The following is a 10440-nucleotide window of genomic DNA, read 5'->3' as shown; positions in this document are numbered from 1 at the left end:
ATATGAAAATTTATTTAAAAGATGAATTTTTAAAAGATCTTTCTTTATAAATTCACAAACCCTATTTTATAAATAGGGTTAAACTTTAAAAACATATTAAAATATAAATTTAATTACCGATATATTAGTATAATCAGTAACTAAATATAAAGGTAAATTATGAAGCAATCACTTCTATTAGAATTAATCTATCCACTTCCTGCGGCAACACTTGGTTTTGAACTTTTAGTATTTTTAGGTTCAATATATTTTAAAAAACTAAATATCACTTTTATAACATTGTTATTTTTAGCTAGTAGGATATTATTTATTTTTATGGATTTTCAACAAGCCCACGCATATATTTCACTATTTTCACCGATTGTATTTGCAATATTATTAACGCTTAAAAAAGATTATCTTTCTACAAAGAGATTAATTCCTGCTTATTTAGTAGTATTGTTTTATATCTTAATTGGTATATTTACTAAAGATTACCAATTCATATCGTATTTACATAATTTAAACTTTATAAATCTTACTTATGTTTATTCAGATTTTTCTTTTTGCTTATTTTTAGTTTTAATGATTTATGTTGTAATTCTTAGAAAAATTAAAAATTTTGAATGTTTCTTGCAAGGTGCATATATTGCAGCCTATTTTCAATTTATATTCTACAATAGCCTTCAATTTTATAATTTAAGTTATTTTGAATTAGGCTCATTTATATTCTTAGCTGCTATTGGTTATCAAGGATATAAACTAGCGTTTTATGATTCACTAACTAATGTTTATAATAGAAGAGCTTATGACACTACTGAAGTAAAAAATAAAGATGTAATTGCTGTAGTTGATATAGATTTTTTTAAAAAGATTAATGATACTTACGGGCATGATGTAGGAGATATTATTTTAAGAAGTCTTGCAAGTATTTTGAAACAATATTCAAAAACTTATCGTTATGGTGGAGAAGAATTTGTTTTAATTTTTAAAGAATATGATTTTTATAAGTGTGTTAGCTTACTTGAAAACCTTAGAAACGAAGTACAAAATCATACTTTTAAGGCTAAAAATCACGAAATAAAACTAACTATTAGTATAGGTGTTAGTTTGGTTACAAACTCTAAATTTGGAGCGTTTGAAACTGCTGATAATAGACTTTATAAAGCTAAACAAACAGGAAGAAATAAAACTATATTTGAATAACCAAAGTCATATTAAATTCTTTGATAAATTTATTATTTATACTAAGTTTGTGAGTATATTTATTTTTATAAAATTACTTAAAAGATAATAATATTTGAAAACCTTATTTTAAATCCTATAAATTAGAATTTAAAATAAGAAAATTCAATGTTTAAAACTCAAATCTAATACTTGCATTAATATTATAATCAATATTTAAATTCCCACTAAAAGTCTTTTCAGCTTCTATATTTAATCCTAATTTTTTACTAATATTTTTATTAAGTCCTATACTTGCAAAACCTCTTTTATCTTTCTTCGCTCCACTAAAAGCAAAAGAGCTAATCCCATCACTAACTAAAAAATCAGGATTATTAGTTAAATCAAATATTCCACCAATTCCAGCTCTTAATGTTGTATTATTAATATCTACTCCAGTATAAACTGCTGCTTTTGATACCATTAAAACTTTTAAAGAAGATGTAATATTGACATTTGATACTTGAGATAAATTGCCAAATTGAATTACTTTTTCACCTTTAATATCAGTCTTCGGGATATAATTTGCAATCAATTCTAAACTAGGCTCTAAATAAAATTCATCACCAAATCTATAACCTAATTCAGCACTTGCTATTATACCTGTTCCTTTACTTGTAGAATTGCCTAAAAATGTATCGTTTTTAAACTCGCTTTTATAATGATTTGTTTTAAGAGTAGCATCTAAGAAAAATCCATTATTATAAACATTACTAACATACACTCCAAAACCATAATTATTAATTTTTGAATTAGTAGTATTATCAGTGGTTGTTTTACCGATATTTAGCATAATTCCTGCATAAGTATCAAAATCATTATTATTTATGATTTTGTCAGCACCTAATTGTATTTCATTGGCTTTTATAGAAGTATTTTTGATACTACCTTTATTTATATATCCACGAATCCAAATTCCTGCATTGTTATTAGTAAAACTTCTTAATTCTCCTAAACGCTTATTAAGATTATTATATTCAAACACTTGAGAAAAATAAAATTGCGAAGTCATTAATTTAGCTGATTCTAAAGCTTTTTCATTTTTACCTGTTACCATTAATTTTATAGCTTCTTTTTGTTCTTCTAATGCTATTTCAAATTTTTCTTCATCAGTCTTAGGCTCACTTGGTTTAATAGGATTTGCAGGTTTTAAATCTATCCAAGGAATGCTTGGTTTGATTTCAGGTTTTGCTTCTTCGTTAGGATTAGGTTTAATATTTTCATTAGGATTTATAGGAGTTTCTGGTGTAACTTCTGGCTTAATATCAGGTTTTATTTCTGGCTCACTTGGTTTAGTATCTTCAATATTTGGTGGGGTTGTTGGTTTAATAGGATTTGCAGGTTTTAAATCTATCCAAGGAATGCTTTTATTATCAAAATCTTTTATCATTGTGCCTTTATTTTCTAGACTTTTATCTGTATTTTGATTAATTAACTCTTTTGCTTCGTTACTTGCTAATAAATTATCATTAAAATCTACTAAATCTTTTATTTTATCACTATTAGTCACTATTTCATTTATTTTATTTATATCTAATTTAGAATTATTTTTATAAGTTAAATCATTAAAACTTTGCTTATTATCCTTAGCTAAAACATATACTTGATAATCTCCTACCTTTTCACTCTTTAAATAAGAATTCGCTAAAGCATATTCGCTAATTCCTGAATAGAATTTAAGATTTGTAGCAAAATCATTATTAGCACCCTTTAAAATAGCTAAAGGTAAATTAACACTTAAATTATTTGCTACTAAATTCCCTTTAGTATCTTTGCTAACTACTCCAATAATTCCAAAATTATTATTAGCCCCACTTGTGCTAATTTTAGAAATTATTGCTCCATTATAAGTAGTATTTGTGCCACCTAAGAAGAATGTAGAATTATTTGCAATTAGTTCATTTGTACTAAATGCTCCTAAACTTGTAGAATTATTTAAGCTTATTTTATTTGCTGATATTTTATTTCCTGCTAAATCTTTAAAACTACCTACTAAAGAACTCCTAGTTAAATCAATATTAATAGAATTATTACTTTTAATATCAAAATTAAGAGCTGAATTTGTAGCCTTTAAAACACCCCCCCCCATTAATTCTAAATATCCTTTAGTATTTATATCTTTACCTGCTTTTGTATTAGTTAAATTAAAATTTTTAGCACTATATTTAGCATCACTTATAGATGGTAATTTAAATCCTTCTAAAGTGCTTTTATTTAAAATTATTTCATCAGCACTAAAACCACCTTTAAAAATTGAATTAGTATCATCAATTTTGCTTACATATTCACTTTTTACAATTTTATTAAATACTGAATTAGAGCTTTTTATTTCTCCTGAATAATTATTTAAAGCCCCATCTAAATAAACATTATCTAAGCTTATTTTAGAATTGATAGTAGGTTTTAGAGTTTTTATAAGTCTAATATCATCAGAATTTACAATATCGCCTTTAATATAACTATTTGTAATTATAAATGTTCCAGTAGAAGTTGAACTTTTATTTAAATCAAGACCACCACCAATATAAGCTTTGTCAATATTTGCATTTTTTCCGAGATTTGTTTTAGTGCTTGAATTGATAATAGTATCAAAAGTATTATTTGTAGCATTCATAGTATTGCTTGATTTTGCAATGAAATTTGAATTATTTTTATAAATACCCTTAATAGTAAAATCCCCATCAGTATTTATATACCCTGTTATATTAGAGCCTTTATTATTTTTAGTATCATCTATTACAATAGTGCTTGATTGATTAGCCATAATAGCTGTTGATTTTATATCATTATCTCCTGCTTTTATGATTGAACCACTTATATTTAAATAGGTTTTATCAGTTCCAAAACTACGAGCATTAATAGCTTGATAACTTCTACCACGCTGATAACCTCCTTCTACTAAAGAATTATTTAAATTTAATGTCCCCTTATCTATTAAAATAGCAGAAGCAAATTGAAAATCTGTTCTATCAGCATTACCAGCATAAACACTAGAATTAATTAGAGTAACTATTCCATTATTTTTTATTTTAATAGCTTCTATATTATTACTAAATACACTATTGCCTTGAGAAATAAAAATAGAACCATTATCTGTAAAATTACCGCCAGATACTAATATTAAATAATCTTTATTATCAATTTGTGTATTTTTATAATCAAATATTAGATTTTTATTTTCTATACTATTTGTAGTTAATGTGCCATTAATTACAAAAGTTGAATAAATACTATCATCTATTTTATTGGCTTTAATACTAGATATTCCTGTTTGTTTTATGTCTATATTTTTTGTTAAGTCACCAACAATATTTGTAGCATCATATGAATATAAAATAGTTGTAAGAACTATACTTAATTTAAAAATATTTTTCATTAAAAAACCTTTATTTTTTACATAAATTTGTATTACATAAATTAATATTAAATAAAATTAAGTTATTTTAAAATATTAAATATAAATATTAGAAATATTTAGCTGAATTGTAGGGCTAGGTTTGAAATAATTTTTTTGCAAACTATAATGAATATTGACACATTCATTTTCAAATGGGATAAAATCACAATTAAAACAAATCGCTTCAAAAGTTAAATTATTTTGAGTAAAAGTGCATTTTAAGTGCTTTTCGTTTAATAAAACTAGATTTTTAATAATTACGCCTTTACTTATAAAAAATGGCTTTTCATTACCTTGCCCAAAAGGCTCAAAATCACTTAAAATATCTAATAATTCCATATCAATTTCGCTAAATTCTAACTCGCCTAAAGTATTAGTAGTATCGCAAAAATCAATATCATTATAATTAAATTCTAAATTATTTAGCCTTGTTTTAAATTCTTTTAAATGTTCAACCTTTAAAGCAAGTCCAGCAGCTCCTTTATGTCCGCCGTAATTAGTCAAAATATCGCTAACATTTGATAAAAGCTCTAAAATATCAAGCTCTGCTACGCTTCTAGCACTTCCTTTTGCTAAGTCATCTTCAATATTAAAAACAAAACTAGGTTTATTAAATTGTTTAGCTAAACGACCTGCAACTATGCCTAAAATACCCTTATGCCAATTCTTAGAATAAGCTATGATTACTTTATCATTTTCGTTTGCAAATTCTATGCTTTCTAAAAAACTTTGCTTTTCTTGTTCTTTTCTATCTTGGTTTAATTTTTCTATTATTTCTAATAAATTCTTAGCTTCATTAAGGCTTTTTGCTCTTAAAAATTTATAAGAAATACTAGCATCATCCATTCTTCCACTAGCATTTAATAATGGTGCTATTAAAAACGGAATACTCTCATAATCAAAGAATTTCTTTTTGTATTTTTCTTTTAAAACTACAAAAGCAGGACGATTTAATTTATTTAACTCTTTTAAGCCATAACGAACTAATATATGATTTAAATCATTTAAATTCATCATATCAGCAACAATTGCAATACACAATAAATCTAAAAAACTAGCCATATTGTATTCTATATCTAATTCTTTTTTAATAGCCCCACATAGCCACCAAGCTACTTGCGCCCCGCAAATCTCACAATTAATATGCTTAGAAAACTCACAATCATCTCTTTTTGGATTAATTACAGCATAAGCATTTGGTAAAGTATCTCCTGGGGTGTGATGATCGCTTATTATTAAATCTATACCTAATTCTTTACATTTATTTGCAGCTTCATACGCTACTATTCCATTATCAACCGTGATTATTAAACTAGCGTCTAAATTACTCACTATATCTTCGCTAATTCCGTATCCATCGCTAAAACGATTTGGAATTTTAACAATTATTTCTACACCTAAATTAGCAAAAAATTCACTCATAATAGTAGAAGATACTATGCCATCTACATCATAATCTCCTACTACTGCTATTTTTTCTTTATTTTTTATTGCCTTAGCTATTCTAATTGCTGCTTTATTCATATCCTTAAAGGTATGAGGTTTTGGAATAGTGCTAAGGCTTTTATGAAAATCGTTTTTAAATCTATCTTCTAAAACCTGCTTAATTTTAGTTTTATTTAGTGCAAGCATTGTCTAATAAAGCCTAAGATGACAGGATTTGCTTTAGTTAGCCTTGAAGTAAATTCAGGATGATATTGAACGGCTACGAAGAAATCATTATTTGTATTTTCAATAGCTTCAATAAGTCCATTTGATTCTCCACTAATAATAAGTCCATTTTGCTCGTATAAATCACGATATTTTGAGTTAGCTTCATAGCGATGGCGATGTCTTTCATAAGCTACTTTAGAATTATATAATTTACTTAAAAGTGTGCCTTCTTTTATATTACAAACATATTCGCCAAGTCTTAAAGTCCCACCTAATGGAGTTTTTATTGTTCTGATTTCTTTTGAACCTGATTGATTAATAAATTCATCAATTAAATAAACAATAGGATTTTTAGTATTCTCATCAAATTCAGTTGAGTTAGCATCATCAAGTTTTATAACATTTCTAGCAAATTCAATTAAACTAAGCTGCATTCCAAGACAAATTCCTAAAAATGGAATATTATTTTCACGAGCGTATTTAATAGCCTTGATTTTACCTTCAACACCACGCTGTCCAAATCCACCAGCTACAAGTATTCCATCATTTCCAGCTAAATCATTTTCATCTTTTAATTCTTCGCTATCTATCCAATTAATCTCTACTTTTGTATCAAGATTTGCACCTGCGTGAATTAGTGCTTCTGTTAAAGATTTATAACTTTCTTTTAAATCTATATATTTTCCTACGAAAGCAATTTTAACTTTTTTGCTTGGATTAATTATTTTTTCTGTTAATGCTTCATACTCTTTTAAATTAGGAGTTTTTAGCTTTAGATTTAAATGTTTTGCAATAGGTAAAAGTATATTTTGTTCTAAAAATTTAAGTGGAATTTGATATATGCTTTTTGCATCAATACTTTCTATTACACAATCAATTTCTACACCACAACTCTTTGCAATTTTTTCTTTTATTTCATCGCCTAGTGGAATTTCACTACGAGCTATTATCATATCAGGACTAATACCTATTCTTCTTAATTCTCCAACTGAATGTTGGGTTGGTTTAGTTTTTAATTCTCCTGCTACTTTTATAAAAGGAACAAGAGTTAAATGTGCGTAAAATACATTATTTTTTCCGTATTTAAGTCCTAAAGAACGAATTGCTTCAAGGAATGGTAAGCCTTCAATATCTCCAACCGTTCCACCAATTTCTACTACTAAAACATCTTGATTTAAAGCTGCTGCTTCCATTCTACTAGCAATTTCGCCTACAATGTGTGGAATTACTTGAATAGTTTTACCTAGATATTCTCCACGGCGTTCTTTTTCAATTACGCTTTGATATACTTTTCCTGTAGTAAAGTTATTAAGATGAGTTAAATCTTCATCTAAAAATCTTTCATAATGTCCTAAATCAAGGTCAGTTTCTGCACCATCTTTTGTAACAAAAACTTCTCCGTGTTCAAGTGGGCTCATAGTTCCTGGGTCAATATTTATATAAGGGTCAGCCTTTAAAATACTTACCTTTAATCCACTTTGTTTTAATAAACTTGCAATGCTAGCTGCTGCAATTCCTTTACCAAGTGAGCTTAAAACTCCACCTGTTACAAATATAAATTTAGCCATACTTTTTCCTATCAGTTTTTTTTATTGTATATAATTTTAATAACCAATCAAATAACTTCGTTTTTTAAAAATTCTAAAACCCTAATTTGTGCGAAATCTTCAATTTCTTCTTCGCCTTCTTTAATTGATTTTTTCAATACTAATCTATCAAGTTGAACGAAATTAATTTTTCGCTTTAGTTTTGGATTTTGTTTAGTTAATTTTTTAATTCCTTTAAGTATATTATCAACTCCCATTGTATCTTGTTTAATATATTTTATATATTGATAAATGGTCGCTAAAAATATTCTTCTTTTAATTTCTTTTTTATAGATTTCTTTTGAGAGTTGTTCTATTTTTCGCTTTAAATCTTGTCTTTCATCTTTAACAACTCCTGCAATACAAGAAATTAATTTAGCTCTTAAATCAAAAGAATTATTAACTCCTATAAAAGTAATTCTTAAATTCGCTAAAAAAATATAAATTAAATCTAATTTCATTTACCCTCTATTAAGTCATTTTATCTTAAAATGCGTTTTCTCAAGTCAAGCCTTGTGCAATGTTTGTAAAAAGCAGAGCTTCAGGATGGGAACATAGCAGAGCACTTTTTATGAGTGTGTGCCGCAAGTCTCTTGGCTTGGGTTTGTAAAAAACTCTTCAAATTCTTTTAACATTTCATAAAAATTTACTTCACCAATTTTAGGATTTTCTTTAAAATCATTTAAAATCTTTGAATAACCATTTTTTAAATCCTTAGATTTAACGCCGTAATAATTAGAAATAATTGCTTCTAAAAAAGCTCCAGTTTTATCACAAGCTTTAAGCATTTTTCCATCAATTGTATTAAAACAATCTTCATTATAATCGTTAGGATTTTGAATAATTTTTACATTTTCTTTATTTATTCTATTTTTAAATTCATCTTTTTTAATCTTACCATCTTCATTATAAATTCCTAAAAGATAAGCAAATTCAGCTCTTATATTATTAGGCACAAAAGGTAAAATCTTTTCATCAATTAATTTAAGCTCATAATCACTTATTATCTCACTAAGCCCATCAATTCCGTATTTAACAGGTGTAATAATATCTCTTGTAAGACTTTCTGGTAAATCGTGAAAAATCGCACAAAAGAAGTTGCTAATAAATCTAGTATCACAAGCTTTTATTTTAAGACAATAAAAATAGCTTAAAACAGCTACTACTAACATATGTCCTAAAACACTTGTTTCAGGAATTCTAGGAGTTTGAGCCCAACGCTTTTGAAATCTTAAACGACCACTTAAATCAATTACCTTAGCTAATTTTTGATTTAATGATATTTTTTGAACTGCTAAAATTTCTAAATAATCTTCTAATTCTTCATCTAACTTAGCTTTAATTTCTTCATAATTACTAACATTTGGATATATGAATGAAAACTCATATCTAGTTGATAAATACCCTGCTGCTTTTAAAATAAATTTTTCTTTTTCGTGAGTTTTATCATTATAATAATCATTAAAAATTTTTAAAAAATCATCGTTTTTATTGATTAAACTAAATTGTTTTTGTATCCATTCATCTAATTCTTTTTGTTTTGTTTTTTTGATTTCATTTAATACATCAGGACGAATATCAGTAACTATTACACGAGAAATAAACTCAACAACAATAGCATCAAGTAAAAATCTCATATCAATGTCTTTTTCACTTTTTGCTAAAAAATAAGCAATAATAGCCTTATGAGCTTGTTTATCAAGTTCAACTAAATTACAAATTCTAGGAAAATCATTCCATCTTGAAATTGAAGCAGCCTTAAAAATATGTAAAACAAGCTCTGGACTAATCATTATTTATCCTTTTTATCTTTTTTCTTTTCTTTTTTTAATTTCCGTATCAGAGCAGCACTCAATCACCGTATGAACATTACCACGAGGATTAAAATCTCCAACTAATTTGATATATTTTGGTTTTAAACGCTTTTTAAGAGTATTATAAATCTTATTTATACTATCTTCGTGGCTTATGTTTTTGTTATAAAATGAATTAACATAAAGTTTAATTGCTTTAAGTTCAACTACCCATTTATTAGGTATATATTCTAAATATAATGTTGCAAAATCAGGATAACCACTTCTTGGGCAAAGACAAGCAAATTCAGGTAGAGTTATTTTAATAACATAATCATTTTTTTGCTTATTTTCCCAACGCTCTAATTTTTTACCTTTAATTTTTTTTATTTCTTTTTGTCCGTATTTTAATTTTTCTTTCATTTCATCTCCTTAAGATTTTTGTCCTTATAAAATAAAAAGCCTTGATAATAATCAAATTTAATATCTTTTGTTAAATCAAGTAGATTTTTATTATCAATAAATCTCATAATAGTTTTGATATTTAGGCTTTTACATAAATTAAATAAATTTTCATAAATTATAAAATATTTTTCATTTTTTACATTTTTATTAAACTCAATATCAAAAATACCAAATTCAAATTCTAATCGTTTTAAATATTCTAAAGAACTAGGCGAACCTATACGATTTAGGGCAAAATTGATGTTAATTTCTCTATATTCTTTTATTATTTCTTCAAATCTTGGCATATCATAATAAACATCATTTTCAAAAAATTCAAAAATAATTTTCCCATTTGTATTAG

General features: G+C 25.9%; 7 protein-coding genes, 1 other RNA gene and 1 pseudogene. 2 read left to right on the top strand and 7 right to left on the bottom strand.

Going from position 1 to position 10440, the window contains the following annotated elements; all coding sequences use genetic code 11:
- Positions 1-159: 159 nt before the first annotated feature.
- A complete protein-coding gene (locus tag KJQ99_RS07225; RefSeq protein ID WP_214150399.1) occupies positions 160-1185 on the top strand; it encodes a GGDEF domain-containing protein in 1026 nt (341 codons plus the stop codon).
- Between the two features lie 151 nt (positions 1186-1336).
- Here the strand turns inward: KJQ99_RS07225 and KJQ99_RS07220 are convergent, their stop codons facing one another.
- The 4 genes from KJQ99_RS07220 to KJQ99_RS07205 all read right to left on the bottom strand — a co-directional run bounded on the left by KJQ99_RS07220 (position 1337) and on the right by KJQ99_RS07205 (position 8300).
- Positions 1337-4579 (bottom strand): autotransporter outer membrane beta-barrel domain-containing protein, encoded by a 3243-nt coding sequence (locus KJQ99_RS07220; protein WP_214150398.1) that lies wholly within the window; start codon positions 4577-4579, stop codon positions 1337-1339.
- 75 nt (positions 4580-4654) lie between these two features.
- Positions 4655-6232: a single-stranded-DNA-specific exonuclease RecJ gene (recJ, locus tag KJQ99_RS07215; RefSeq protein ID WP_214150397.1), complete on the bottom strand. Its 1578-nt coding sequence runs from the start codon at positions 6230-6232 to the stop codon at positions 4655-4657.
- Positions 6220-7821, bottom strand: coding sequence for a CTP synthase (gene pyrG / locus KJQ99_RS07210; protein WP_214116158.1), 1602 nt, complete (start codon positions 7819-7821; stop codon positions 6220-6222). The genes recJ and pyrG overlap by 13 nt, the downstream gene beginning before the upstream one ends.
- Before the next feature lie 47 nt (positions 7822-7868).
- Positions 7869-8300, bottom strand: coding sequence for a hypothetical protein (locus KJQ99_RS07205; RefSeq protein WP_214116160.1), 432 nt, complete (start codon positions 8298-8300; stop codon positions 7869-7871).
- Positions 8301-8343: 43 nt separating this feature from the next.
- On the opposite strand from KJQ99_RS07205, the gene ffs reads away from it, so the two are divergent.
- Positions 8344-8441: signal recognition particle sRNA small type (ffs, locus tag KJQ99_RS11305), an RNA gene on the top strand.
- On the opposite strand, the pseudogene KJQ99_RS07200 reads toward ffs, so the two are convergent.
- The 3 genes and pseudogenes from KJQ99_RS07200 to KJQ99_RS07190 all read right to left on the bottom strand — a co-directional run.
- Positions 8442-9632, bottom strand: a pseudogene (locus tag KJQ99_RS07200) (HD domain-containing protein); the annotation flags it as partial. It lies immediately after the preceding RNA gene.
- A 12-nt stretch (positions 9633-9644) separates the two neighbouring features.
- Complete coding sequence (gene queF / locus KJQ99_RS07195) at positions 9645-10055, bottom strand: preQ(1) synthase (protein ID WP_214150395.1); 411 nt, start codon at positions 10053-10055, stop codon at positions 9645-9647.
- The coding region (locus KJQ99_RS07190) for an EAL domain-containing protein (RefSeq protein WP_214150394.1) at positions 10052-10440 on the bottom strand (389 nt) is incomplete at its 5' end. The genes KJQ99_RS07190 and queF, both read right to left, overlap by 4 nt.

Source organism: Campylobacter sp. 2018MI13 (genome assembly GCF_018501135.1).
Taxonomy (GTDB): domain Bacteria; phylum Campylobacterota; class Campylobacteria; order Campylobacterales; family Campylobacteraceae; genus Campylobacter_E.
The sequence above is the reverse complement of the archived record's forward strand: the minus strand, read 5'-3'. Positions and strand labels throughout refer to the sequence as shown.

Coding starts and splice junctions, on each gene's coding strand:
- KJQ99_RS07220 (WP_214150398.1), bottom strand. CDS start 4,579: ATGAAAAATATTTTTAAATTAAGTATAGTTCTTACAACTATTTTATAT.
- queF (WP_214150395.1), bottom strand. CDS start 10,055: ATGAAAGAAAAATTAAAATACGGACAAAAAGAAATAAAAAAAATTAAA.
- pyrG (WP_214116158.1), bottom strand. CDS start 7,821: ATGGCTAAATTTATATTTGTAACAGGTGGAGTTTTAAGCTCACTTGGT.
- KJQ99_RS07225 (WP_214150399.1), top strand. CDS start 160: ATGAAGCAATCACTTCTATTAGAATTAATCTATCCACTTCCTGCGGCA.
- recJ (WP_214150397.1), bottom strand. CDS start 6,232: ATGCTTGCACTAAATAAAACTAAAATTAAGCAGGTTTTAGAAGATAGA.
- KJQ99_RS07205 (WP_214116160.1), bottom strand. CDS start 8,300: ATGAAATTAGATTTAATTTATATTTTTTTAGCGAATTTAAGAATTACT.